25 protein-coding genes are annotated in these 23,585 nt (G+C 70.4%); 12 read left to right on the top strand and 13 right to left on the bottom strand.

Annotated elements, in window-relative coordinates:
• Nucleotides 1–152: 152 nt before the first annotated feature.
• Genes ACFY1H_RS17625 through ACFY1H_RS17615 form a run of 3 tightly spaced genes read left to right on the top strand, consistent with a single transcriptional unit; the run spans nucleotide 153 to nucleotide 3,149 of the window.
• Entirely contained in the window at nucleotides 153–1,010 is an 858-nt protein-coding gene (locus ACFY1H_RS17625) for a VOC family protein (protein ID WP_386947487.1), read from the top strand.
• Nucleotides 904–2,286, top strand: a complete 1,383-nt coding sequence (locus ACFY1H_RS17620) for a cystathionine gamma-synthase family protein (protein ID WP_386947486.1) — start codon at nucleotides 904–906, stop codon at nucleotides 2,284–2,286. The genes ACFY1H_RS17625 and ACFY1H_RS17620 overlap by 107 nt, the downstream gene beginning before the upstream one ends.
• On the top strand, nucleotides 2,286–3,149 hold the full coding sequence (locus ACFY1H_RS17615; protein ID WP_386947484.1) for an alpha/beta fold hydrolase: 864 nt from the start codon (nucleotides 2,286–2,288) through the stop codon (nucleotides 3,147–3,149). The genes ACFY1H_RS17620 and ACFY1H_RS17615 overlap by 1 nt, the downstream gene beginning before the upstream one ends.
• A 33-nt stretch (nucleotides 3,150–3,182) precedes the next feature.
• Here ACFY1H_RS17615 and ACFY1H_RS17610 read toward each other — a convergent pair whose 3' ends face one another.
• The 4 genes from ACFY1H_RS17610 to ACFY1H_RS17595 form a co-directional block, all read right to left on the bottom strand.
• Complete coding sequence (locus tag ACFY1H_RS17610; RefSeq protein WP_386947482.1) at nucleotides 3,183–3,755, bottom strand: TetR/AcrR family transcriptional regulator; 573 nt, start codon at nucleotides 3,753–3,755, stop codon at nucleotides 3,183–3,185.
• A 75-nt stretch (nucleotides 3,756–3,830) separates the two neighbouring features.
• Entirely contained in the window at nucleotides 3,831–4,679 is an 849-nt protein-coding gene (locus ACFY1H_RS17605; RefSeq protein ID WP_386947481.1) for an NAD-dependent epimerase/dehydratase family protein, read from the bottom strand.
• A gap of 100 nt (nucleotides 4,680–4,779) precedes the next feature.
• On the bottom strand, nucleotides 4,780–5,691 hold the full coding sequence (locus ACFY1H_RS17600) for an alpha/beta hydrolase (protein ID WP_386947479.1): 912 nt from the start codon (nucleotides 5,689–5,691) through the stop codon (nucleotides 4,780–4,782).
• A gap of 26 nt (nucleotides 5,692–5,717) precedes the next feature.
• On the bottom strand, nucleotides 5,718–6,359 hold the full coding sequence (locus ACFY1H_RS17595) for a dienelactone hydrolase family protein (protein ID WP_366582985.1): 642 nt from the start codon (nucleotides 6,357–6,359) through the stop codon (nucleotides 5,718–5,720).
• A gap of 144 nt (nucleotides 6,360–6,503) precedes the next feature.
• On the opposite strand from ACFY1H_RS17595, the gene ACFY1H_RS17590 reads away from it, so the two are divergent.
• Nucleotides 6,504–7,103, top strand: coding sequence for a TetR/AcrR family transcriptional regulator (locus tag ACFY1H_RS17590; RefSeq protein WP_366582986.1), 600 nt, complete (start codon nucleotides 6,504–6,506; stop codon nucleotides 7,101–7,103).
• Nucleotides 7,104–7,106: 3 nt separating this feature from the next.
• Here the strand turns inward: ACFY1H_RS17590 and ACFY1H_RS17585 are convergent, their stop codons facing one another.
• The gene (locus ACFY1H_RS17585) at nucleotides 7,107–8,519 is read right to left on the bottom strand and encodes a pyridoxal phosphate-dependent decarboxylase family protein (protein ID WP_386947476.1); all 1,413 of its coding nucleotides are present in this window, start codon (nucleotides 8,517–8,519) and stop codon (nucleotides 7,107–7,109) included.
• 148 nt (nucleotides 8,520–8,667) lie between these two features.
• Complete coding sequence (locus ACFY1H_RS17580) at nucleotides 8,668–9,381, bottom strand: type 1 glutamine amidotransferase domain-containing protein (protein WP_366587499.1); 714 nt, start codon at nucleotides 9,379–9,381, stop codon at nucleotides 8,668–8,670.
• A 178-nt stretch (nucleotides 9,382–9,559) separates the two neighbouring features.
• On the opposite strand from ACFY1H_RS17580, the gene ACFY1H_RS17575 reads away from it, so the two are divergent.
• The 3 genes from ACFY1H_RS17575 to ACFY1H_RS17565 all read left to right on the top strand — a co-directional run bounded on the left by ACFY1H_RS17575 (nucleotide 9,560) and on the right by ACFY1H_RS17565 (nucleotide 11,509).
• A complete protein-coding gene (locus ACFY1H_RS17575; protein ID WP_386947474.1) occupies nucleotides 9,560–10,144 on the top strand; it encodes a CGNR zinc finger domain-containing protein in 585 nt (194 codons plus the stop codon).
• Nucleotides 10,145–10,184: 40 nt separating this feature from the next.
• A complete protein-coding gene (locus ACFY1H_RS17570; protein WP_386947472.1) occupies nucleotides 10,185–10,958 on the top strand; it encodes a maleylpyruvate isomerase family mycothiol-dependent enzyme in 774 nt (257 codons plus the stop codon).
• A gap of 179 nt (nucleotides 10,959–11,137) precedes the next feature.
• Entirely contained in the window at nucleotides 11,138–11,509 is a 372-nt protein-coding gene (locus tag ACFY1H_RS17565; RefSeq protein WP_366587491.1) for a hypothetical protein, read from the top strand.
• A 69-nt stretch (nucleotides 11,510–11,578) separates the two neighbouring features.
• Here ACFY1H_RS17565 and ACFY1H_RS17560 read toward each other — a convergent pair whose 3' ends face one another.
• The 5 genes from ACFY1H_RS17560 to ACFY1H_RS17540 form a co-directional block, all read right to left on the bottom strand.
• The gene (locus tag ACFY1H_RS17560; protein ID WP_366587489.1) at nucleotides 11,579–12,793 is read right to left on the bottom strand and encodes an MFS transporter; all 1,215 of its coding nucleotides are present in this window, start codon (nucleotides 12,791–12,793) and stop codon (nucleotides 11,579–11,581) included.
• A gap of 250 nt (nucleotides 12,794–13,043) precedes the next feature.
• Nucleotides 13,044–14,084 carry an alpha/beta hydrolase gene (locus tag ACFY1H_RS17555; protein WP_366587487.1) on the bottom strand — a complete coding sequence of 347 codons (1,041 nt, stop codon included), beginning with the start codon at nucleotides 14,082–14,084 and terminating at the stop codon, nucleotides 13,044–13,046.
• 97 nt (nucleotides 14,085–14,181) lie between these two features.
• Nucleotides 14,182–14,685, bottom strand: a complete 504-nt coding sequence (locus ACFY1H_RS17550) for a GNAT family N-acetyltransferase (RefSeq protein WP_366587485.1) — start codon at nucleotides 14,683–14,685, stop codon at nucleotides 14,182–14,184.
• 6 nt (nucleotides 14,686–14,691) lie between these two features.
• A complete protein-coding gene (locus ACFY1H_RS17545; protein WP_386947469.1) occupies nucleotides 14,692–16,311 on the bottom strand; it encodes an AMP-binding protein in 1,620 nt (539 codons plus the stop codon).
• 12 nt (nucleotides 16,312–16,323) lie between these two features.
• Nucleotides 16,324–17,559: an acyl-CoA dehydrogenase family protein gene (locus ACFY1H_RS17540; protein ID WP_386947467.1), complete on the bottom strand. Its 1,236-nt coding sequence runs from the start codon at nucleotides 17,557–17,559 to the stop codon at nucleotides 16,324–16,326.
• A 93-nt stretch (nucleotides 17,560–17,652) separates the two neighbouring features.
• On the opposite strand from ACFY1H_RS17540, the gene ACFY1H_RS17535 reads away from it, so the two are divergent.
• The 4 genes from ACFY1H_RS17535 to ACFY1H_RS17520 are packed head-to-tail and all read left to right on the top strand — an operon-like array spanning nucleotide 17,653 to nucleotide 20,688.
• The gene (locus ACFY1H_RS17535; protein WP_386947465.1) at nucleotides 17,653–18,588 is read left to right on the top strand and encodes a DMT family transporter; all 936 of its coding nucleotides are present in this window, start codon (nucleotides 17,653–17,655) and stop codon (nucleotides 18,586–18,588) included.
• Nucleotides 18,585–19,520 carry a patatin family protein gene (locus tag ACFY1H_RS17530; protein WP_386947463.1) on the top strand — a complete coding sequence of 312 codons (936 nt, stop codon included), beginning with the start codon at nucleotides 18,585–18,587 and terminating at the stop codon, nucleotides 19,518–19,520. The genes ACFY1H_RS17535 and ACFY1H_RS17530 overlap by 4 nt, the downstream gene beginning before the upstream one ends.
• The gene (locus tag ACFY1H_RS17525; protein WP_386947462.1) at nucleotides 19,517–20,353 is read left to right on the top strand and encodes a PaaI family thioesterase; all 837 of its coding nucleotides are present in this window, start codon (nucleotides 19,517–19,519) and stop codon (nucleotides 20,351–20,353) included. Before ACFY1H_RS17530 ends, ACFY1H_RS17525 begins: the two co-directional genes overlap by 4 nt.
• 56 nt (nucleotides 20,354–20,409) lie before the next feature.
• Nucleotides 20,410–20,688 (top strand): hypothetical protein, encoded by a 279-nt coding sequence (locus tag ACFY1H_RS17520; RefSeq protein ID WP_366587446.1) that lies wholly within the window; start codon nucleotides 20,410–20,412, stop codon nucleotides 20,686–20,688.
• Nucleotides 20,689–20,766: 78 nt separating this feature from the next.
• On the opposite strand, the gene ACFY1H_RS17515 is transcribed toward ACFY1H_RS17520, so the two are convergent.
• Nucleotides 20,767–20,964: a hypothetical protein gene (locus ACFY1H_RS17515; RefSeq protein ID WP_386947460.1), complete on the bottom strand. Its 198-nt coding sequence runs from the start codon at nucleotides 20,962–20,964 to the stop codon at nucleotides 20,767–20,769.
• Nucleotides 20,965–22,115: 1,151 nt separating this feature from the next.
• Entirely contained in the window at nucleotides 22,116–22,988 is an 873-nt protein-coding gene (locus tag ACFY1H_RS17510; RefSeq protein WP_386947458.1) for an alpha/beta fold hydrolase, read from the bottom strand.
• A 93-nt stretch (nucleotides 22,989–23,081) separates the two neighbouring features.
• Here ACFY1H_RS17510 and ACFY1H_RS17505 point away from each other — a divergent pair, with 93 nt between their 5' ends.
• Nucleotides 23,082–23,582: a CGNR zinc finger domain-containing protein gene (locus ACFY1H_RS17505; protein ID WP_386947456.1), complete on the top strand. Its 501-nt coding sequence runs from the start codon at nucleotides 23,082–23,084 to the stop codon at nucleotides 23,580–23,582.
• Nucleotides 23,583–23,585 lie beyond the last annotated feature (3 nt).

Raw genomic sequence — 23,585 nt, 5'->3', positions numbered from 1 at the left:
GCCGGTCGATTTCGAACCCACTCGACTTTACCTGTCGCCGCGACCACGGCAAACGCGGTCGCGCAGCTGCCTTGACAGCGAAGTTACGAAAGGTAAGCTACGGTTCGTAACTTAGCCGGGGTTCGAGCCGGCGATCCGACAGGAAGAGGGCCATGCGGAGTCATCTCAACGGCATCGACCACTGCTGCGTGCTGGTCCGGGACTTCGACCGGGCGCGGGACACGTTCACCCGCCTGGGGTTCACCGTGTCCCCCTTCGGCCGGCACACCGCCGAAATGGGCACCGGCAACCACAACGTCCTGTTCGAGCAGGACTACTTCGAGCTGCTCGGCGTCCGGGAACCCACCGGGTACAACGAGGACATCCGCGCCGCGCTGAGCGTGCGCGAGGGCATCGCGGCCGTCGCGCTGCGCACGGACGACACCGCGGCGGCGGCCGCCGAGTGGCAGGCCGCGGGCCTCGCCACGACGGAACCCCAGACCGTGCGACGGCCGGTCGAGCTCCCCGACGGCACCGAGGCCGAGGCGGTCTTCTCGATCGCCCGGCTCACCGACGTCCGCGGGTACCTGCAGCTGTTCTCCAGCGAGATCCGGACGCCCGAGCACACGTGGCTCCCGGAGCTGATGAAGCACCCGAACACGGCCTGGGGCATCGACCACGTCGCGATCGTCGCCGAGGACGCCGCGGCGGCCGCCGCGGATGTTGCCCGCGTGTTCGAAACCGAACCCGAAGCGCACGCCAGGACGATCTCGGTACCCACCGGCGGCAGCCCGATCGTCTACCTCGGCCCGGCCTCGTTCGCCGCGACCTACCCCGGCATCGCCCTGCCACCGGCCGGACTCACGGTGCTGGCGGTCAAGGTGTCCGACCAGGACACCGCCGCTGCGCACCTTCGCACATCCGATGTTCCTTTCACGACAACAGAAGGCGGTCTTGTGGTGGCGCCCGAACACGCGAACGGGGTCCTGCTGGTGCTCCGCGCCGCCGCGCACGCCGGGGAGGACGCGTGAAGTCGTCGAACTACAAGCGGCGCACCGTCGGCGACCGCGCGCTGCGTCCGGAAACGCTCATGATGGGGTTCGGATATTCCCCCGCGTTGTCGAAGGCGCACTCAAACCACCGGTTTTTCTCACCTCGACGTTCGTTTTCGAAACCGCGCAACAGGGCAAGGACCAGTTCGACCTCACGTCCGGCCGGCGCCAGGCCCGCGACGGCGAACAGGCCGGCCTCGTCTACTCCCGCTTCAACAACCCGAACTTCGAGATCCTGGAAGACCGCGTCGCCGTCTGGGACGACGCCGAACGCGGCGCCGTCTTCGCCTCGGGCATGGCCGCGATCGCCACCACGCTGCTCACGTTCTGCAAGCCCGGCGACGTCGTGCTGCACTCGCGCCCCCTCTACGGCGGCACGGAAACCCTGATCCGCAACACGCTTTCCGCCTTCGGGATCGGTTCCGCCGGCTTCACCGACGGCACCGACGCCGCGCACGTCGAGGCCGCCGCCGACACGGCGATGGAGCAGGGCACCGTCAGCGTGCTCTTCGCCGAGACCCCCGCCAACCCGACGGGCGGGCTGATCGACCTCAAGGTGCTCTCGGCCGTCGCGGACCTGATCGGCACGCGGCAGGGCAAGCGGCCGCTGGTGATCGTCGACAACACGTTGCTGGGCCCCATGTTCCAGCAGCCCCTGCGCCACGGCGCCGATCTCGCCGTCTACTCGCTGACGAAGTACGCCGGCGGCCACAGCGACCTCATCGCGGGCGGCGTCACCGGCAGCGCCGAGCACGTCGGCCGGATCGTGCAGACACGCAGCGCCCTCGGCACCCAGCTCGACCCGAACACGTGCTGGATGCTGCTGCGGTCGTTGGAAACGCTGCAGATCCGGGCCGAGCGAGCGGCCGCCAACGCGCTGCGCCTGGCCGAGTTCCTGCGTGACCACGACAAGATCGCCCAGGTCGACTACCTCGGATTCCTGACCGCCGACGACCCCCGCAAAGCCGTGTTCGACCGCCAGTCCACCTCGCCGGGCTCCACGTTCTCCTTCTACGTCAAGGGCGGCGAGCGCGAGGCGTTCGCGTTCCTCGACCGGCTGCAGCTGTGCAAGCTGGCCGTGAGCCTGGGTGGCACCGAGACGTTGATCTGCCACCCCGCCTCCACCACGCATTCGGGTGTGCCGGCGCCGCTGCGCGAGGAGATCGGGCTGACGGACTCGCTCGTGCGGATCTCGGTCGGCATCGAGAACGTCGACGACCTCATCGCCGACCTCACGCAAGCGCTGGAGTTCTGATGCCCCGCGCCGCTGCCGAGGGCTGCTCGCTGGAGTACGACACCGTCGGGCCGGAGTCCGGCGAACCGCTCGTGGTCGTCCAGGGCCTCGGCGACCAGCTGACCAAGTGGGCCGACGGCTTCCCCCAGGCACTGGCCGCGCGCGGGTTCTTCGTGATCCGCTTCGACAACCGGGACGCCGGCCTGTCCACCAGCTTTTCCGAAGCGGGCGCCCCGGACCCGAGCGGGTCGGCAAAACAGCCCTACCGCCTGGAGGACATGGCCGCCGACGTCGTGGCGGTGCTGGACGCGGCGGGCGTGGGCCGCGCCCACCTCGTCGGCGCCTCGATGGGCGGCATGATCGCCCAGCTCGTCGCGGCCGGCCATCCACATCGGACACTGTCGTTGACGTCCGTCATGTCCTCCACAGGCAATCCGGCACTGCCGCCCCCGACGCCGGAAGCCGTCACGGCGCTCACCGCCCCGGCGCCCGACCCGGCGGACGAGAAGGCCTACCTCGACCACGCCGCGGCGGCGGCCCGCACGTTGGGCAGCCCGGCCTACCCGTACGACGAAGCCGAGCTCCGGGCGACCCTGCTGTCCACAGTGCACCGCGCCCACAACCCGGGCGGAGTGCAACGCCAGCTCGCCGCCCTCCTGGCCGACGGCGACCGCCGCGCCAGGCTCCGGCGCATCACCGCACCCACGCTGGTCGTCCACGGCGCCGACGATCCCCTGATCCCGCCGGCCGCCGGCGAGGACACCGCGTCGACCATCCCCGGCGCCCGGTTGCTCGTCCTCCCCGGCATGGGCCACAACCTGCCCCGCGAGCTCTACGACCGGGTCGCCGACGCGATCGCGCAGCTCGCCGCGACCGCAGCCTGACCAGCCGCCCGCGCCGCACCCGCGCGGGCGGCTTCAGCTGTCCCGGACCACGGCCAGGATGATGCGCCCCACCGCGTCGATCGCCCGCGGTCCCGGCAGCCGGCCCGCGATCGCTTCCCGTGACAGCGATTCCGCCGCGCCGATGACCCCGAACACCACGGCGCGGTCCAGCTTGCCCGGCACGAACCGGTGCAGCGCTTCGAGGTACAGATCCACGTAACGCTCACGCCCGGCGTGCAGCACTTCCTCCATGTCCGGACTGCTCGACAGCGCCGCCGTGATCGCGCCGTACTCCTGCCCGATGTGCAGCACGCACCCGACGTACGCCTCGGCCAGCAACGCGGCCGCTTCCTCCAGCGTGCGCACCTTCGTGTCGAGCGCCACCCGCACCGCCTCGGACTGCTGCTCGTCGACCCGCTGGTACAACGCCTTCACCAGCCCAGCGCGCGTCTCGAAGTGCCCGTAGACGATCGGCTTCGTCACGCCCGCCTGCTCCGCCACGCGCGCCAGCGTCAGCGCGTCGGCCCCGTCCGCCCGCACCACCGCCGCGGCCGTGTCGAGCAACTGGCCGTGCCGCTCGTCGTACGACATCCGCCGTCCGGCCACGAATCCTCCAGCCCGCCGTAAGTTACGAAACGTATCTTACGCGACAGCGGCTCTGGGGTCGCGGAGCCGCGGGGCTCAGCCCTGGGCGAAGACCGCCAGCGGGTCGGTGTGCCGCGGCTGCCAGCCCAGCTCACGCTCCGCCTTGGCCGGCGTCAGCTGCTGGTCGAGAGCGAACGCGTCCGCGATCGGGCCCATCTCGGCCCGCGCCTGCTCCAGCGAGATCGAGGTGGTCTTGCCGGCGAGGCCCGCGGCGTGGGCGCAGGCCTCGGCCACCTGCTTGGCGGTCGGGTTGACGCCGCCGACGCCGACGTAGACGGAGCCGGCCGGCGCGGCGAGGGCGGCGACGTACAGCGGGGCGAGGTCGTCGATGTGGACGAGCGCCCAGTGGTTGGCACCGTCACCGATGTAAGGGATGGCGCCGTTCTTCTTGCCGGGCTGGACGAAGAAGACGTCGATCAGGCGGTTGTCGCCGCCGTAGAGCAGGCCGGGCTGCACGATGACGGGGCGCCCGCCGTGGGCCAGCACGGCGTCCTCCACCGGCTTGCGCCACGCGACCGCCGCGGGCGGGTTCCACGGCGCGGTCTCGTCGACGACGCCGCCGGTGTCGCCGTAGACCCAGGTGCCGCCGGTGTGCACGTAGGTGCCGGCGCCGATGCCGTCCTGCATCGCGGTGGCGGCGGCGAGATCTTCGTCGCCGGATTCGGCCTGCGCCAGGTGGATCACGGCGTCGGCGCGAGCCGCGGCGTCCTTCAGCACGGCCAGGTCGCCGAGACCGCCGCGCACCGCCGTGGCGCCGGCCGCCACCACGGTCGCCTCCGCGCGATCGCTGCGGGCAAGCGCGTCGACCGTGTGCCCCTGCTTCACCAGCTCGGCGATCGTGGCCTGTCCGATGTAGCCGGACCCGCCGGTCAAGAAGACCCTCATGACAACTCCCTTGTGCTCACAATGGATACAGAACAACTGTGCGTCGGAACGGTGGCGCACGTCCAAGACCTGTTTCGCTCGCTGTGATACCTCCTGGGCATCACTTCGCGGCGAGATGCCGCACGAACCAATCGCGCGCCGCCCGCGAAGCGACCTTGAAGCCCTCGCCCGTGTACGCGTCGAAATGGCCGCCCGGCAGGAAAACGATGTCCTTCGGCTCGGCCGCGCGGGAGTACGCGACGGCCGCGAGGTTGCCGCCTGTCAGGCCGTCCTCGCTGCCGACGATCATCAGCAACGGCGTCGGCGTGACCTCCGGCAGGTACTTCGCCGGCTCGTAGCAGTAGAAGTTGTCCAGGCTGCGCAGCGTGACCTCGTTGGGCCAGGAGGGATCCAGCTCGGCTCGCGCGCGGGTGAACCACTCGTACGAATCCCGCGTCGGCAGGCCGACGAGCTGCCCGGGGTCGGTGCCGACGACCGGGATCGTCGCCGCGGCTTCCCCGCGAGCGCGGGCCCGGCGGTCGGCCGTGAACACGTCCGGCCCGACGACCTGGTTGTCGACCCGCGCGAGGTTCGCGTAGGTCGCGCGGCCGCTGACGAACGGCGCCTGCGTGACCACGGCCTTCACCCGCCGGTCCATCGCCGCGACGACACAGGCGTGCGCACCCGAGAAACTGGTGCCCCACACGCCGATGCGGCCGGGGTCCACATCGGACCGGTTCTGCGCGTGGGTGATGGCGTGCCGGTAGTCACCGACCTGCACCCAGGGGTCGATCTCGTGCCGGGGCTGGCCGGGCGCGGCCTCCGAATCGCCCCAGCCGCGATTGTCGTAGAGCAGCACCGACAGCCCGCCCGCGGCGAAGACCTCGGCGAACCGGTCGAGGTACATGCGCCTGGTCGAGCTCCAGCCGTGCGCCATGACCACACACGGCGCGGGCCCGCTGACCCCCTCAGCCTCGTAGAACCAGCCGCGCAGCAACGCTCCTTCGGCATCGAACTCGATGTCGTGACGCATGAGTGCCTCCTCGAAAACGGGGTTTTCTAACGGATTTGCTCGCCGACGAAAGCCGCGACGTCCTCGATCTCCCGGCCCCGGACGTCGTGGCCCAGGCCGGGGTAGACGTGACTCTCGACGGTGGCGTGCCCGGCCAGCCACCGCTGCGTCCGGGCCAGCGCCGCCGCCGGGATGACACCGTCTTCCCGGCCGCGGCCCCACAAGACAGGCGGCCGCGTGGCGCTCAGGAGCTCGTCACCGGGCTGCTCGTCGCGCACGACGAACCCCGCCAGGTTCACGCCGTACGCGAAGCGCGCCGGCGCGTGCCGCATCAGCTGGTGGACCATGGCGCCACCCTGGGAGAAGCCGAGCAGCCCGATCGACGGCGCGTCGACCGTCTCCAGCCACGCCAGGACATCGAGCGCCGCCGCGTTGGCGACCCGAGGCCGAGGATCACCGATCGGGTTGCCCTGGCTGGGAAACCAGGCGTACCCGCCGGCCTCCGGGATGCGCGCCCGCACCGACGCGACCACGACCTCCGCCGGCAGCACCGGCGTGATCAGCCGGTGCAGGTGCGTTTCGTCGTAGCTCCAGCCGTGCAGCATCACCAGCAACGGCCGTGACCTGCGCGCACTCTCCACTTCGGACCACAGCACCGCGCCGCGGTCCATCCCGGGTTGCCTGCTCATCTCGCTCCCGTCGTCGATCACCTCGACTGTGCGCCGGGCGCGCGAGCCGCGTCCAAGACCTGTTCCGCGTTCTGTGATACCTCACGGGTACCACCGCAGGTCCGCGGGCTTGAAATTCCCCCGCCGGCGACGAACACTGAGTGGGTGAACTCAGAATCGCCGCGCGCGGGGCGGCCGCTCGGCTTCGACCGCCGCGAAGCCCTGAACAGCCTGATGACCCTGTTCTGGCACGTCGGCTTCGACGGCGTCACCCAGCAGCAGATGGCCGCGGCGACGGGACTGTCCACGTCGAGCCTCTACAACTCGTTCGGCACGAAGATCGAGATCTACCGCGAAGCCGTCGACGAGTACCTGGTCCTCATGCAGGACGTCCTCGCTCCACTGCAGCAGGGCGAGCGCGGTAGCGAAGACGTGCTCGAAGCGTTGTCCCGCCTGGAATCCGTGCTCGACGGCCCGAACGCGGGCTTCGGCTGCCTGGCCACCACGGCGATGGCCAAGCCGGTCGACGAGCACGTCGCCACCGCGACCCGGCGCTACCGCGAGCAGCTCCGCGCCGGATTCCTGGCCGCCCTCGAACGCGGTCGCGAGCTGGGCGAGTCCACCGCCGACCCGGCCGTGCTCGCGGATCTGCTCACCGCGACCGTGCTCGGCACGCTCACCATCGCACGCGCCGATCCCGACGGCCGCGAGCTGGCCGCCCAGCTGAAGTCGTTGCGGGCGTTCGTGGAGAACTGGCGCGCCTGAGGTTCAGGCCGCCAGACGCGCGTGGCGCAGCAGGGCTTCGACGGCGCGGTCCACGTCCGCCTCGTCGCTCGCCCAGTCCGAGACCGAGATGCGCATGAGCCGCTCACCGCGGTAGGTCGTCCCGCTGAAGAACGCCGTGCCCTCGGCCCGAACGCCCGCCATGACGGCATCGGCGAGCCGGCCGTGGTCGCCGTCGGGCGCGAGCCAGCGCACGAGGACCTGGTTGGACACGACGTCGTTCACGATCTCGGCCTGGCCGCTCGCCCCGAGCCGGTCGGCGAAGCGGCGGGCCAGCCCGATGGTCCGCTCGACCAGGTCCGCCACGCCGTCGCGGCCGAGCGCCCGCAGCGTCGCGTAGACGCCGACACCCCGCGCCCGCCGGGAGAAATCGGGTCCCCAGTCCATCGGGTCGCGACCACCCTCGCCCTGTTCGAGGTAGGCCGCCTGCACGCTCATGGCCGCCCGGTGCGCGGACGCGTTGGCGCAGATGGCGATTCCGCAGTCGTAGGAGACGTTGAGCAGCTTGTGCCCGTCGGTCGACCACGAGTCGAGGCGGCCGAGGCCCGCGGTGCGCGCCGCCATCGCCGGCGCCGCGGCGGCCAACAGCATCACGGCGCCGTCGACGTGGACCCACGTCGGATTGCCGGCGGCGCGGTGGGCGTCGGCGAGGTCCGCCACGGCGGCGAAATCGTCGAAGCTGCCGGTGTTCACGTTGCCGCACTCGACGACGATCATCGTCGGCCCGTGCACGGAGGCCAGCACCTTCTCCAGCGCGTCGGGGCGCATGTTGTCCTGGTCGTCGCAGTCCACAGTGACCAGCGCCCGCTCGCCGAGGCCGAGGAACCGCAGCGCCCGCAGCACGGTCGAGTGCGCACCGGACTTCACCACGACGGTGATCCGCGGGGCGCCGACGAGACCGTCGGCCTCGACGTTCCACCCGGCGTCGCGCAGCACCTGGTGCCGGGCCGCCGCGAGGCAGGTGAACGTGGCCATCTGCCCGCCGGTGACGAACCCGACCGAGCTCTCGCCGGGCAGCCCCAGCAGGTCGACCAGCCACTCGGCGGCGAGCTCCTCCGCGACGGCGACACCCGGCGTCGACGGGTAGAGCGAAGCGTTCTGGTCCCACGCTGTAACCAGCACGTCCGCGCCGAGCGCGGCCGGGTGCAGGCCGCCGACGACGTAACCGAAGTAGCGCCCGCTCGCCTGCGCGGCCACGTAGGGCTCCAGATCACGAGCGAGCTCGTCGACGACCCGCACCGCGTCGAGGCCTCGCGTCGTCGGCGGGCGGTCGAGCGCGGCGCGGATCGTCGCGTGGTCCGCGGTCGGGAACACCGGCCGGTCCGGCAGCGAGCCGAGGTAGTCCAGCGCGGCCGTGCTCGCCGCGTCGAGCACGGATTTCCAGTCTGACTCCTGCACGGTTCCTCCTGCGGTCGCCGGCACGGCGAGGACCGGCAACGTCCACGCAGGACAGCCGGCACCGGGAATCTGAGTTGTCCAACTCAGATCGCGGCCATTCTGCGTTGGCGCACTCAGAACTGTCAAGGCTCCCGTTGCCGGGACGGTTTCAGCCGCGCTCGGCCAGCGCCTTCAGCAGCGCTTCGGCGGCCTGCTCACCCGAGGCCGGGTTCTGGCCGGTGATCAGGTTGCCGTCGACCACCACGTACGAACCCCAGGCCGGACCCGAGGAGTACTCGGCGCCGGCGTGGCGCAGCCGCTCCTCCAGCAGCCACGGCGCGTTCTGCGCGAGGCCGACCTGCTGCTCCTCCTCGTCGGAGAACGCGGTGAGCTTGCGGCCCTTGAACAGCCAGCCACCTTCGGGGTCGCCGGCGGAGAAGAAGCTTGCCGGGCCGTGGCACAGCGACGCGACCACCTTGGACTCGTGGGGCAGCAGCGCGGCCAGCACGCGGGCGACGTCGGCGTTCACGGCCAGGTCCTGCATCGGGCCGTGGCCGCCGGGGATCAGCACCCCGTCGAACCCGGCCGGGTCCACGTCCTCGAGCCGCGCCGGCGACTGCAGCAGCTCGCGGTGGGCTTCGACGTACGCGCGCATGTCGTCGACGTGGGCCTGGTTGCCGCCGTTGGCCTGCAGGCTGAGGCTCAGCTCGTCGACCGGGGCGGGGCGCCCGCCCGGCGTCGCGATGGTCAGCTCCACGCCCGCCGCGGACAGGATGCGGTGCGGCACCACGAACTCCTCGGCCCAGAACCCGGTCGGGCGCTGGCTGCCGTCCTTCTGGCTCCACTTCGTGGCCGACGTGAGGATCACCAGCAGCTTGGTCATGTCTTCGTTCTCCTTGGGGATTTCCCGCGCTCCGGAGCGAGCCGCGGGCTTGATCACGTGTCATAGGCTATTCCCTGATGCATGTCACCTGGCAATGAATCGAGCGCTCTTGTGACTTGCTTAACAACTTAGGTCATGACACTTCGGTCGGCTACACTCGAGACCGGAGGTGGCGGCTGTGAAGGTGACGCTGGGTCCCGCGCGCGCCGGTGACGAGTGCGTGAGCTCGAACCTGTTAGTCGGGTTCGTGAACACGCGGGTGCACGGCAAACAGGCCGAGGAGCAGCTGGCCGACGGCGCCGCCGTCGCGAAGTGGTTCCAGGCCGTCGACGCGGGTGACTCCGCCGGCGCGACCGACGCCGACGCGGCCACCGCCCGCGAACTGCGCGACGCGTTGCTGGGCATCCTGCGCGCGCACGTCGGCTGCGACGAGGGCGTGGCGATGGTGGCCGAGTCCGAAGCCCACCTGCAGCGGGCCGCGATGCGCTTCCCGGTGACCACAGTCGTCACGGCGGAGGGGTGCGAGCTGCACCCGACCGGCACCGGCGTCGACCGGTTGTTCTCGCACCTGCTCAGCGCGGTCGCCGACCTCGCCTCGCGGGGCGCGTGGCCGCGGGTGAAGGTGTGCAAGAACGACACGTGCTACACCGCGTTCTTCGACAAGACGCGCAACTCCTCGGCGCTGTACTGCAGCACGACGTGCAGCGGCCAGATGGCCACGCGCGCGTACCGCGAGCGGAAAAAGGAGTGCGCCGCTCGGTGATCGGCGGAACACAGCCGTCCATTCGGGAGTTGAGCGTGGCATGAGCCAACTCGTGGACCGCACGATCACCGCCCTTCGCGCCGAGCACGACACGCTCGCCGCCCTCGTCCGCACCCTCACCGACGAGCAGCTGGCCACCACCAGCGGCGCCGCCGAATGGACCGTCGCGCAGGCCCTGTCCCACCTCGGCAGCGGCGCCGAGATCGGCCGCGCGCCGATCGCCCGCGCCGCCGGCGAGACCGTGGCGGCCGAAGACAACCCGACGATCTGGGCCCGCTGGGACGGCTCCGCGCCGCGCGCGCAGGCCGAAGGTTTCCTGGAGCACAACGCCCGCTGGCTCGACACCGTCGCGGCGCTTACGCCCGAACAGCGCTCGTCGCTGACCGTCGACCTCGGCTTCCTGCCCGAGCCGGTCTCGCTGCTGACCGCCCTGGGCATGCGCCTCAACGAGGTGGCCAACCACTCGTGGGACGTGCGCGTGGCCTTCGACCCCAACGCCGGCGTGGCAGCCGGCTCGGCCGAGGTGCTCGTCGACCTGATGGCCGGCCCGATCGGCTTCATGCTCGGTTTCTTGGCGAAACCGGCCGAACTCGGCAAGCCGGCGTCGGTCGCCATCCCGGGTGCCGGCCTGGTGATCGACGAAGCCGTGACGGTGGTGGACCACCTCGAATCGCCCTCGGCCACGTTCAACGGCCCGGCCGAAGCCTTCATCCGCCTGGTCAGCGGCCGGCTGAAGCCTCCGCACGACACCGGCGTGACCGTCGACGGCGCCCTCTCGCTCGACGACCTGCGCCGGGTGTTCCCCGGCTTCTGACGCCGTGTTGGGAATGGACAGCGGGCTGACCGGTTTCGATCACGGTCAGCCCGTTTTCCGTCCTCCCGGCGATAACCTTCGCACGTGAGCGGTTCTGGGGTGCGCGGTCTGCCGCACGGGTTGTGCGAATTCGGACAGCCGCTGGTGTCGCTGCGACACTTTGTGATCGGTTGAGGACAGTGGCAGTCGACGAACCACCGACGATCCGCGTCCTGCGGTGGGGATTGTGGCTGCAGGTCGCCGCCGCCCTGTTGGCGACGGGCTACGGCGTCGCCGAGGTCGGGGACAGCAGCGGCTGGTGGAGTGCGTTCCTCGTCGCGGGTGTGGTGCTCGACGTGGCCGGTGCGGCGACGTTCGCGGCGTGCGCCGTCGCACTCGGCGGTGGTGCGCGGTGGGTGCTGCGTGCGATGACGACGGTCAACTGGCTGATCGTGATCCAGGGGATCGTGCTGATGCTGAACGGGCACTTCTTCGCCAGCGTGTTGTGGGCGCTCGTGGGAGGCCAGCTGCGCGTCGCGAGCCACGGCGCCGAGGAGTGGTTCGACGCCTGAGCCGCTGCCGTCTGAGCCGCCGCCGTCCGGGCCGCTGACGCCTGAGCCGCCGCGTGTGCGCCGCGGCGGTCACGTCCGCTCGGCGACTCTTCGCACCCGGTGCGCCGTCCTCGGGATCCACGCCCACAGCGCCCCGGCCGCGGCGAAGCCGACGAATCCACTGGCGACGATCCCCAGCCCGAGCCCGGCCAGTGCGGTCACACCGGCCAGCAGCAGCGGGCCGAGGCCGGACCCGATGTCGGCCAATTCGTTCCAGATGCCGATGTGGGTCGGGCGGCCGACGGTCGGCGAGACGTCCGCGCCGAGTGTCATCACGATGCCCGAGCCGAGGCCGTTGCCGAAGCCCATCACCATGGCCACCAGGGCGAGCAGAACCGGCCCGTGCGTCAGCGGCATGAGGACGAAGGAAGCTCCGAGCACGAACGTGCAAGGGACGGCGACCCACCGGCGGCCACGGCGGTCCATCACCTTGCCCGCCGGGTAGAAGACCAGCGCGTCGATCGCGCCGGCGAAGCCGTAGATCACCGAGCTGACCGTGGGCGAGAGGCCGAGGTGGGCCGCCCACAGGGGAACGACGGTCTGGCGCGTCTGCCGGATCCCCGACAGCAGCAGGATGCCGACGCCGAGCGTCGCGTATACCCGCCACTTCTGCTTGACCATCCCCCACGTCGTGACCGCCGCCGCGGCCGCGCGGTTTTCCTCGACCGTCTCCAGGTCCGGCACCCGGTACACGACGATCCCGGCCGCGAGCACCGCGACGAGGCTCAGGTAGTACGCGCCGGCCTGTCCCCAGATCTGCATCGCCGCGGCCCCGGCGAAGGGACCCAGGAACAGCCCGACGCGCATCGTCCCGCCGAGCGTCGACAACGCCCGCGCCCGCATGTGCAGCGGCACGGCTTCGGTCAGGTACGACTGGCGTGCCAGGCTGTACACCGCGCTCGCCGCACCGATCAGCAGCACGCCGGCGCCGTAGACGACCAGCGCGGCCTGCCCCGCGCCGATGTTCACCAGGCACAGCACGAGCCCGACGGCGGTCACCCCGGCCGCCACCAACATCGACTTCCGCTCACCGACCCGCGTGGCGAGGATGCCCGCCGGGATGTTCGTGATCAGCGAGCCGATCCCGAGCAGCGCCCCGATCAACGCCGCCACCGACGTCGTGGCCCCGCGGTCGATCGCGCTCAGCGCGACGACCGGCAGCATCGACCCTTCCGCCAGCCCGAACAACGCGGCGGGCCCGTAGACCGCGACGGCCACCGACCGCAGCCGGAACTCCTCAGCCATGCCCGGCCACCGCCGCGATCAGCCGGTCACGGCCGGAACCGTTCGCTCTCCGAGCGCCGGAGTGCCACAGGGCGAGGCGAGTTGGTATTTCGGCAGCGAGAAGTCCTGTGCGCACGGGCCGATCTTCGCAAGCCCGGCCTGCTCACCGGCCCGCTCGTGGCGAGTCCCACACCGGTCACCGACCGACTGGAGCACAACTCCCGCGGCAGAACTGCACAATTCCCCTCGAACGGACTTTTCGCGAGCAGCCTCAGAACTTGTCGACGTCGATGATGGCTTTGGCGAACGGCTGCGGTGCTTCCTGGGGCACGTTGTGGCCGATCCCGGTGAACGTCCGGTGCTCGTACTTGCCCGTGAACTTGTCGCGGTAGGCCTTGCCGTCGGCCGCGGCGGCGTCGAAGTCGCTGCCGATGGTGATCGTCGGGACGCCGATCTTGGGTGAAGCCTGAAGCTTCTGCTCGTAGACGTCGTACTGCGGTTCGCCCGGCGCGAGGCTTTGGCGCCAGCGGTAGTTGTGCACGACGATGGCCACGTGGTCGGGGTTGTCGAACGCCTGCGCCGTGCGGTCGTAGGTCGCGTCGTCGAAGTTCCACTTCGGAGAGACGTTCTTCCAGATCAGCTTGTTGAAGTCGTGCCGGTACTTCGTGTACCCGAGGACACCGCGGTCCGTGGCGAGGTAGTACTGGTACCACCAGCCGTACTCGGCCAGCGGCGCCAGCGGCTGCTTGTTGACCTCCAGGTTGTTGATGCCGTACCCGCTCACCGCCACCATCGCCTGAACCCGCTCCGGCCACAGCGCCGCGATGACGTCCGCGGTGCGCACACCCCAGTCGTAGCCGCCGAGGATCACCTTGTCGAGGTGCAGCGCGTCCATCATGGCCACGATGTCGAGCGCGACGACCGCCTGCTGTCCATTGCGGACGGTGTCCTTCGACAGGAACGTCGTCGGCCCGTAACCGCGCAGGAACGGCGCGAAGACGTGGTAGCCGGCCGCCGCGAGCAGCGGGCCGACGTCGACGTAGCTGTGCGGGTCGTACGGCCAGCCGTGGAGCAGGACCACCGGTTTGCCCGTGGCCGGGCCCCACTCGGCGTACCCGACGTCGAGCAGCCCAGCCTTGACCTGTTTGATCGGGCCGAGCGAGGTGTTGTTGCCGGAGCCGACCCTGAGGTCGTCGCCGGGTGCGGCGGCGGGCGCGGCTGCCGGTGCGCCCTGTCCGGTGGAACACGCGGCCAGCGACGCGGCCGCCGCCGTCGCGGCGAAGGCCTGGCCGAACTGCCTCCGGTTGATCATTCCAGCTCCCTGGGAGATAGTGCTTGTTCGTTGACGCGCCAAACCTATGTGGACAGTGATCTTCGGCGCGAGCGTCAAGTGACGCTGTCGGTGTACGTCACCGCCGCGGGTTCCCAGGAGCGGCAAGGGTTCCGTGGACGGTGATCGTCTCCCCGTGCCGCACGAACCGGATGTCCGGCAACCGCCGCCGCAGCCAGTCGAGCACGAAGTAGTTGGCGCCGAGCACATCACACCGCACTCGCGTCGAACCGCCGTCCGACAGAGCGTTCGTCAGCTCCTGCAGGAGTTTCCGGCCGATCCCGCGGAACTGGTAGTCCTCGGCGACGACGATGCCGATGTCCACCCCGTCACCGTCGTGGTCGGTCGCCATCAGGTGCCCGACCACGGTCTCGCCGTCGAGCGCGAGGAGCACGACCTGGCCGGGCGCCACCGTGGTCAGCGTGGTGAGCAAAGCCGGGGAGATGTACCGGATGCCGGAGAAGAACCGGTGGTACCGGCTGGCGAGCGACAGTCCGATCAGGAATCTTCCGACCGGCTCACCGTCTCCGGCGACAGGTCGGCGGATGACGATCCGCGCCGCCAGGTCGGCGTCAGGAGCCATGGCCCCTCACAGCGTCGGCACCGGAAGCCCCAGCGCCTTGGCCGACTCCGCCCGCATCTCGATCTTGCGGATCTTGCCGGTCACCGTCGTGGGGAACTGCTCCACCAGGCGCACGTACCGCGGGATCTTGTAGTGCGCCAGCTTTCCCGTCGCGAAGGCGCGGATCGCGGCCGCGTCCAGCGGAGCCGCGCCGGCGCGCACCTTGATGCACGCGCACAGCTCCTCGCCGAACCGCTCGTCGGGCACCCCGACCACCTGCACGTCCTCGATGTCGGGGTGCGTGTAGAGGAATTCCTCGATCTCCCGCGGATACACGTTCTCCCCGCCCCGGATCACCATGTCCTTGATCCGGCCGACGATCAGCGCGTAACCGTCCTCACGCATCACGGCGAGGTCGCCGGTGTGCATCCAGCCGTCGGCGTCGAGGACGTCCGCCGTGCGTTCCGGGTCGTTCCAGTACCCGATCATCACCGAATAGCCACGCGTGCAGAACTCGCCCGGCGTCCCGCGTTCCACGGTCTCGCCGGTCTCGGGGTCGACGATCTTGATCTCGACGTGCGGGTGCACACGCCCGATCGTCGCGGTGCGCCGGTCGAGGTCGTCGTCGGCCAGCGTCTGGCACGACACCGGTGAAGTCTCTGTCATTCCGTACGCAATGGACACTTCCGCCAGGTGCATCTCGGTGACACAGCGCTTCATCACCTCGACGGGGCACGGCGCGCCGGCCATGATCCCCGTGCGCAGCGTGCTCAGGTCGTACTCCGCGAAAGCGGGCAGCGCCTGCATGCCGATGAACATCGTCGGCACGCCGTACACCGCCGTGCACCGTTCGTCCTGAATGGACTTGAGCGTGGTCGCCGGGTCGAACGCCGGGCCGGGGATGACCATCGCGGCGCCGTGCGTGGTGCAGCCGAGGTTGGCCATCACCATGCCGAAGCAGTGGTAGAACGGCACCGGGATCGCCAGCCGGTCTTCGGGGCTGAAGCCGATGGTCTCGGTGACGAAGAAGCCGTTGTTCAGGATGTTGCGGTGGCTCAGCGTGGCGCCCTTGGGAAACCCTGTGGTCCCCGACGTGTACTGGATGTTGATCGGGTCACTCGGGCTGAGCGAAGCCAGCCGTCCGGCGAGGTCCTCCTCACCCGTCGCGCAGTCGAGCAGCTGCTGCCAGTCGTCGGTGTCGAGGTACACCACGGTGCGCAGCGCGGTGCCGGCACGGACCTCGTCGATCATGGCCCCGTAGTCGCTGGTCTTGAACGTGCTCGCCGAGATCAGCAGCGTGACGCCGGACTGTTCGAGCGCGTACGCCAGCTCGTGCGTGCGGTACGCCGGGTTGATGTTGACCAGGATCGCGCCGATCTTCGCGGTGGCGTACTGCGTGATCGTCCACTCGGCACAGTTCGGCGCCCAGATGCCGACGCGGTCGCCCTTTTCGACCCCGACGGCCATCAACGCCCGGGCGAGCGTGTCGACGTCCGCGTTGAGCTCGGTGTAGGTCCACCGCCGTCCGGTCGCGAACTCGACCAGGGCCTCGCGGTCACCGTGCGCGGCGACGGTGCGTTCGAAGTTCGCGCCGATCGTCTCTTCGAGCAGGGCCGGGCTGTCGGCGCCGCGGGCGTAGGAGAGCATGATCCACTCCGATCACTTGAGTTCGGCGGACGACTTGCCGAGCAGCCGGCGCGCCACGATGAGCTGCTGGATCTGTTGCGTGCCTTCGAAGATGTCCATGATCTTCGCGTCGCGCGCCCACTTCTCCAGCAGTGAGTCCTCCGAATAGCCGAGGCTGCCGGCGAGCGCGACGCAGCCCAGCGCGATGTCCGTGGCGCTGCGGCCGGCCTTCGCCTTGGCCATCGACGCGTGCATCGAGTTCGGCCGGGCGTTGTCCGCCATCCACGCCGCTTCCAGGGTGAGCAGGTAGGCCGCCTCGTAGTCGGCCTCCAGGTCCAGGAACGTCGCGACGGCCGCGGGTTGCCGCGGGCCGGCGCGGTCGTAGTCGATGGTCAGGCCGGCCTCGGCGAGCAGCGTGCGCGTCTCGTCCAGCGCGGCCCGCGCCACGCCGACGGCCATCGCCGCGACGAGCGGACGGGTGTTGTCGAACGTCTGCATCACGCCGGCGAAGCTGCGTTCGACGTTGATCTCCGGGTCGCCGAGCAGGTTTTCCCGCGGCACACGCACGTTGTCCAAGCGCAGGTGCGCGGTGTCGGAGGCACGGATGCCGAGCTTGTGCTCCAGGCGCACGAGCTCGAACCCCGGCGAGTCCTTCTCCACCACGAACGACTTGATCGCCGCGCGGCCCAGCGTGCGGTCGAGCGTCGCCCACACCACCACGGCGTCGGCGCGCTCGCCGGAGGTGACGAAGATCTTCTCGCCGTTGAGCACGTAGTGGTCCCCGACGAGCACGGCCGTGGTGCGGATGGCGGCGGAGTCGGAACCGGTGTCGGGCTCTCGTTCGAAAATGAACGCGAGCCGGCTCTGCGCCTCGAACTCGTCGCCCGGTGCGGCGAGCGTGTCGTGCAGCCGGCTGATCCGGTCCGCCAGCTTCGGGTCCGGCAGGTTCGGCTGGTCGGTCGCCGGGCCGATCAGGCGCGCGTCGAGCGCGTCCTCGGGCAGGTACAGCACGCGCTTGCGGAACCCGTGCGGCGCCGCGGTGCGGCCGTTGTGCGGCACGTGCGGGGGCAGGAGCACGACCTGCGAACGCAGGGTGCCGTGCTCGTGGCGGTCGAGGTCGTACTGGAGCACGCCGTCGTCGAGGATCAGCAACGTCCACACGGTGTGCGTGTGCACGGGGTAGGCGTGCCGCACGAAGTGCGCGTGGAACACCTCGCTGATGCCGGGAACGCCGGGGCTCCAGGCGGTGATCTCGGACTCGCCTGCCATGCAAGGAACGTACAAGAAATCCGCGCGCCGGGCGGCGAGGATCGGTGTGATCCCCAGCCTTTTCCCGTACCCGGAACGAAGTGGACCGAACTCATGCCCGAACAACGCGACGGTGGCGTCGCTCCGTACTCCTACCTGCTCATCACGATGGTGTTGTTCGGGGCGGCGTTCACCAGCTCGAAGGTCGTGGTGGGTGAGCTGCCGCACGACGTCGCCGCCTGCCTGCGGTTCGGGGCGGGCGCGGTGATTCTCGTGGTGTTGCTGTGCCTGCGCCCGGGTTCGGCGCGCTTTTCCTGGCGTGACCTGGTGCGAGCCGGGCTGGTCGGGCTCGTCGGGGTGTTCGCGTACAACTTCTTTTTCTTCTGGGGGCTTTCCCTCGCCCCCTCGATCGACGGCAGCATCATCGTGCCCGTGCTCAGTCCCGTGCTGACTACGCTGTACTTCCTGGTGACCGGTAAGGAATCGGCGTCCGGTGCGCGCATCGCCGGGCTGGTGCTGGGGATCGCGGGCTCGGTGGTGTTCTTCCTCGGCGTCGGCGGGGGTGGTGCGGGGTTCAGCGGAACCCGCCTCGCCGGCGACTTCGTCTACCTGGCGGGCGCGGCGTGCTGGGCCGCGTACAGCATCGCGTCGAAGAAGGTGCTGAGCGGCATGGAACCGTTGCGGGCCACGACGTATGCGACGGGTGTGGGCGCGTTGGCGTTGGTGCTTGTCGCAATTCCCTCATTTTCTGGTACTGAATGGACATCGGTGTCCACGCTCACGTGGGGGAACCTCGTGTTCCTCGCGATCGGACCGACGGCGATCGCGTACCTGTTCTACTACCGGGGGTTGCGGGCCGTCAGCCCGGTGACCGCGACGATCACCATGTTCGCGGTGCCGGTGTTCGGCACTGTGACTTCCGTGGTGTTCCTCGGTGAGTCGTTCACCGCCGTGCAGGTCGCGGGTGCGGTGATCACCGTCGTGGGGGCGCTGCTCGCCGTCACTCAGGGGAAATTTCTCACATCCGAACGAAAGAAGGTTCACCGGTGACCGAAGCCGTCGTGGAGTTGCTGCGAGAACGCCGTCGCAGCGGGAGCACCCCCGGAAACCGCGGCGACGACGCTCGCCTGGTGCTGCTCATCGAGGGCGGGAGCTCTCGAGGTGCGTATTCGAGCGGCATGACGATCGCCATCGAACAACTCGGGTTGCTGCCGCTGTTCGACGCCGTCTACGGGAGCTCCGCCGGCGCGCTCAACGGCGCGTGGCTGCTGTGCGGACGTGCGGAAAGCACCCAGCACGCTTGGTGGGACCCGATGATCATGGGCCGGACGATCAACCCGAAGCGCCTCCTGAGCCGGCGGCCGGTGGTGGACACGGAGTTTCTCGTCCACACGCTCTACACCGAGGTCGTCCCGATGGGGTTCCGGGAGATCCTCGACAACCCCGTCGAGTTCCACCCCACCGCCACCGACGCGATGACCGGCGAGTCCGCCGACCTGCACGAGCACCTCCACGACCAGGCCGGCTTGCAGGCCGCCCTGCGCGCGTCGACCGCCATGCCCCTGCTCGCGGGCGAACCGATCGAGATCGCCGGCCGACACTTCGTCGACGCCGGCGTGAGCGAATCCGTTCCCATCCGAACAGCGCTTGCGCAGAAAGCAACACACCTCGTCGCCTTCCGCACCCGACGTTCCGACGAGACCACTGCGACCGCTCCCTCCCGCGGCGAACGCCTCGTCGCGACCCGCTGGTTCGCCCGCCACGCACCGGGCGCCCTCGAACCCTGGCTCGCCCGCGCAACCCTCAGATCCGAAGAGGAACGCCTGCTGGCCACACACCCCGCGACCCTGCAGATCCGCCCGCCCCTCGGCAGCCCCCACATCGGCCGCACCGAGCGCCGCCCGCACCCCATGCGCGCCGCCGTGGACACGGGCCTCCACTCGGCGCTGAACGCACTCGCCGCCGTGAAGGAAACCCCATGACCGACAGCACCACGCCCGCCAACACCACCGAGTCGCCCGACCGCGTCCGCAGCGCCACCACCGAACCCGCCGAGCGGGCGTGCGCCACCACCGAGCACAAACGCACCTCAGCCGCGGCCACGACGACAGAGCCCGCAGCGCGGGTGCGCACCGTGGCCAGCGACCACACACCCACTACCAAAACCGAGTCCGCCGAGCACAAACACACCACCACCCCGGAGCCCGCCGAGCGGATGCACACCACCACCACCAGATCCGCCAAGCCCGCCGCCACCACCGCGCCAGCCGAGCGCACACGCATCGCAGAGCCCGCCAAGCTCGCCGCCGGCACCGAACCCGCCGAGCGGGTCCGCACCGTTTCCTGGGCCGATCACCTCGCGTTCGCCAGTGCGGCGGCCGAGCTCAGCGGCCTGGAGTTCCTGCGGGCCATGGCGCGCGGCGACATCCCATCCGCGCCGATGATGGACCTCGTCGGCCTTCGGTTGGTGTCGGTGTCGCCTGGTGAGACCGTTTTCCGCCTCACACCGGGCGAGTACCACTACAATCCGATGTGGACCGTCCACGGTGGCCTCTACGCCACGATGCTCGATTCGGCGGCCGCGTGCGCCGTGCACACGACCCTCCCGCTCGGCAGCGGGTTCAGCACTCTGGACCTTTCCGTCCGTTTTCTCAAGGCCATCCGCATCGACACAGGGCCGATCACCGCCACCGGCCGCGTGCTCCACTCGGGATCCCAGGTCGTCCTGGCCGAAGCGCGCCTGGAGGACACCGCGGGCACGCTCCTGGCCACCGCGACGGCGAACTGCTTCGTGTCCCGTGCGCCCGGAACGTAACGAAGGAGACGAATGCCGCGATCGAGTGATCGACCCGCGGATCCGAGGAGCAGTCTGTGTCAGCACGTGCCATCGTCGCCATCACCAGCGTTGCGGCTCTCATCGTCGGGGTGTTCCTCACGTTCCGCGGCATGATCGGAGGCCCGGACTTCGTGACCCCGTCCGGCGAGGCGTGTGACCCCGCGATCGCCTGGCAGGACTACACCCTCGACGACTGCTTCCCCGTGGAACGGCACAGCCCGGTCGTCGCCCTTGTCCTCGCGCACCTGGGGCTCCTCGGGCTGATCCACGCGCGCTTGGTCATGACGCGCAAGAAGAAGCTCGGCGCGCGCTGACACGGCCCAGGACGGCGACCTCCGCGGCGACGGTGTTGGCGAAGCTCGCGCCGCCCTTGCCAGTGTCGGGGGACATGGTCAACACGGGAAGACCCAGCGTCCACGGCGGACGGAGATCCACTTCGGCGTGGTGAACTCGGTGAGGCCCCACTCGCCGTAGCGGCGGCCCGGACGTTTCTCGCCGCGGAACGCGACGATGGGTTCGCCGTGGCTGGTGGCGTCGTTGACGTGGACCACGCCGGTCTCGATGCGCCGCCGACGGCGTCCAGATCTCATCGAACGGCTACGGATGCCGGTCCCGAGGGCGGAGTGACCACCCGGACAGACATCACTGGCCGTTCAGTCCGGTTTCGGGGCAAATCGCCCGGACGGGCGCACACTGTGACCCGCGGAGCAGCCGCTCTCCCTCCCCCGCTGCTCCGCCCCCTCGCCGGCAGGTGGTGACGGAGTCCCCCGAAACCCGTCACCGCCTGCTTCCCCACCGCCCATCGAGAGTCGCGGTCTGCCTACTAGGCAAACCAAAAGGGGAGCGACTTGTGACACGGCTCGATGGACAACGTGCAGCGATCCTGCGCCGCGACGACTTGGTCACCGTCGGCCGGGTCCGGGCCCGCGGCCGTGTGGCGGTGCATTTCCGTGGACCGCGCGTGCCAGGTGCAGTTGCCCGCCGACGTCGCGGGCACCCCGCGCATCACGACGGACGAGGAAGCGACCCTGGCCTCACCGCCGGTTCGGCAGAGCCGAGACGGCACGCCACCGCCTCAACAACGTAGGTAAGGCTTCAACACACAGGATCGACACGGGCCGGCGGCCGGAGTGCGGGCTCCGGGCGCCGGCCCGCCGGCGCCACGCGCCCTGCGCGACGGGGATGGCGTCGCGGAAGGGCAGGCCGCCCGGAGGAAAGCCGGTAGTGGCGGGAGACGCGGCGCCGACCCGCCGCGGCCGCGCGCGCTACGCGACGGGGATGGCGTCGCACAAGGGTCAGGCCGCCCGAAGGAAAGCCGGTGATGGCGGGAGAACGAGCACCGGCCCGCCGCGCCCACAGGCCCCGCGCGACGGGGATGGCGTCGCGCAGGGCCGGACCGCCCGGGCGAAAGCCGGTAGTGGTGGAAGACCCGGCGCCGACCCACCGCGGCCACGCGCGCTACGCGACGGGGATGGCGTCGCACAAGGGTCAGGCCGCCCGAAGGAAAGCCGGCAATGGCGGGAGAACGAACACCGGCCCGCCGCGCCCACAGGCCCCGCGCGCCGGGGATGGCGTCGCGCAGGGGCGGGCCGCCCGGACGAAAGCCGGTAGTGGTGGAAGACCCGGCGCCGACCCGCCGCGGCGGCAGGCCCCGCGCGGCGGGGATGGCGTCGCATAAGGGTCAGGCCGCCCGGAGGAAAGCCGGTGGTGGCGGAAGAACGGGCACCACCGCGACCAAAGCTCAGTGCGGCGAAGGCACGCGGCCCAGGAAGTCGCGGATGTGGGCGGCGACCTCGGCGCCGGCGGTTTCCAGGAGGAAGTGGCCGCCGTCGAGGAGGTGGATTTCGGCGGTGGGCACGTCGGTGGTGAAGGCGGTGGCGCCGTCCGGGCCGAAGATCGGGTCGTTCTTGCCCCAGACCGCGAGGACGGGCGGCTGGGTCTTGCGCAGGTACTCGTGCAGGGCGGGGTACAGCGGCGGGTTGGTGGCGTAGTCGCGGAAGAGCGCGAGCTGGATCTCGTCGTTGCCCGGGCGTGAAAGCAGGGCGAAGTCGTGGTTCCAGGTGTCGGGGCTGACGAGGGTCTCGTCGGGGACGCCGGTGACGTACTGCCACTTCGTCAGCTCGAGGCTGAGCGCGCTGCGGATGCCGGCCTCGGTTTCGGCGTTCTGCTCGGCCTGGTAGTCCCACACGACCTTCCAGAACCCCTCGACGAAACCGGCGTCGTAGCCGTTGCCGTTCTGCGTGACGATCGCCGTGATGGCGTCGGGGTTCGCGAGCGCGAGGCGCCAGCCGATGGGGGCGCCGTAGTCCTGCACGTAGATCGCGTAGCGGGTGATGTCGAGCTGACGCAGCAGGCCGGCCGTGAGGTCCGTCAGCGCGTCGAAGGTGTAGTCGAACTCGTCGGCCGCAGGCGCATCGGACAGGCCGAAACCGAGATGGTCGGGCGCGATCACGTGGTAGCGGTCGGCCAGCGCCGGGATCAGGTTCCGGAACATGAACGAGCTGGTCGGGAAGCCGTGCAGCAGCACGAGCACGGGGGCGTCGGCGGGCCCGGCCTCACGGTAGAAGAGCTGCCGGCCGTCGACGGTCGCGTAGCGGTGGTGGACTGCGGTCATGAGTTCTAACTCCTCACGAGTTGTTTGATGGTTAGTACTCAAACAGGGCGTGCCTAACTTGTCAACCCCGATTTTGCCGGTTAGCCTGGAGCCGTGACCGACGAGAAGCTGCTGCTCGACCTGCTGAACACCACTCCGGTGCTCGACGGGACGCCGCACGACGAGCTCGCCGACGCCGAGCTGGGCCGCGAGTGGCTCGCCGCCCACGGCCAGCCGACGTCCGCGCAGGAGTGGCGCGCGCTGGTCGACGTGCGCGCGGCGTTGCAGGACGTCGTGCGCGGCGACGCGGGGCCCGAGGCGCTGGCCCCGTTCGTCGACGGCCTCAGCTACCGCGCCGTCTTCGACGACGGCGGGATCAAGTGGGACCTCGACACCGCCTCCGGGCGCGCGGCCGCCTCGCGCGCGGTGCTGGCCTGGGACACGCTGCGCCACGCGAGCCCCGGCCGGCTGCGGCCGTGCGCGAACCCGGAGTGCCGGCTGTTCCTCATCGACCACAGCAAGCCGAACACCGCCCGCTGGTGCTCGATGGCCGTGTGCGGCAACCGCATGAAGGCCCGCCGCCACTACCAGCGCACCCGCCAGGCCGGCGCGTGACGG

Origin of the sequence: Amycolatopsis sp. NPDC001319 (assembly GCF_042896185.1) — a bacterium.
GTDB lineage: Bacteria > Actinomycetota > Actinomycetes > Mycobacteriales > Pseudonocardiaceae > Amycolatopsis.
This window is presented reverse-complemented; position numbering and strand designations above follow the sequence as displayed.

Coding starts and splice junctions, on each gene's coding strand:
- ACFY1H_RS17625 (WP_386947487.1), top strand. CDS start 153: ATGCGGAGTCATCTCAACGGCATCGACCACTGCTGCGTGCTGGTCCGG.
- ACFY1H_RS17620 (WP_386947486.1), top strand. CDS start 904: ATGTTCCTTTCACGACAACAGAAGGCGGTCTTGTGGTGGCGCCCGAAC.
- ACFY1H_RS17615 (WP_386947484.1), top strand. CDS start 2,286: ATGCCCCGCGCCGCTGCCGAGGGCTGCTCGCTGGAGTACGACACCGTC.
- ACFY1H_RS17605 (WP_386947481.1), bottom strand. CDS start 4,679: ATGAGGGTCTTCTTGACCGGCGGGTCCGGCTACATCGGACAGGCCACG.
- ACFY1H_RS17600 (WP_386947479.1), bottom strand. CDS start 5,691: ATGCGTCACGACATCGAGTTCGATGCCGAAGGAGCGTTGCTGCGCGGC.
- ACFY1H_RS17595 (WP_366582985.1), bottom strand. CDS start 6,359: ATGAGCAGGCAACCCGGGATGGACCGCGGCGCGGTGCTGTGGTCCGAA.
- ACFY1H_RS17580 (WP_366587499.1), bottom strand. CDS start 9,381: ATGACCAAGCTGCTGGTGATCCTCACGTCGGCCACGAAGTGGAGCCAG.
- ACFY1H_RS17570 (WP_386947472.1), top strand. CDS start 10,185: ATGAGCCAACTCGTGGACCGCACGATCACCGCCCTTCGCGCCGAGCAC.
- ACFY1H_RS17560 (WP_366587489.1), bottom strand. CDS start 12,793: ATGGCTGAGGAGTTCCGGCTGCGGTCGGTGGCCGTCGCGGTCTACGGG.
- ACFY1H_RS17555 (WP_366587487.1), bottom strand. CDS start 14,084: ATGATCAACCGGAGGCAGTTCGGCCAGGCCTTCGCCGCGACGGCGGCG.
- ACFY1H_RS17550 (WP_366587485.1), bottom strand. CDS start 14,685: ATGGCTCCTGACGCCGACCTGGCGGCGCGGATCGTCATCCGCCGACCT.
- ACFY1H_RS17545 (WP_386947469.1), bottom strand. CDS start 16,311: ATGCTCTCCTACGCCCGCGGCGCCGACAGCCCGGCCCTGCTCGAAGAG.
- ACFY1H_RS17540 (WP_386947467.1), bottom strand. CDS start 17,559: ATGGCAGGCGAGTCCGAGATCACCGCCTGGAGCCCCGGCGTTCCCGGC.
- ACFY1H_RS17535 (WP_386947465.1), top strand. CDS start 17,653: ATGCCCGAACAACGCGACGGTGGCGTCGCTCCGTACTCCTACCTGCTC.
- ACFY1H_RS17525 (WP_386947462.1), top strand. CDS start 19,517: ATGACCGACAGCACCACGCCCGCCAACACCACCGAGTCGCCCGACCGC.
- ACFY1H_RS17515 (WP_386947460.1), bottom strand. CDS start 20,964: ATGAGATCTGGACGCCGTCGGCGGCGCATCGAGACCGGCGTGGTCCAC.
- ACFY1H_RS17510 (WP_386947458.1), bottom strand. CDS start 22,988: ATGACCGCAGTCCACCACCGCTACGCGACCGTCGACGGCCGGCAGCTC.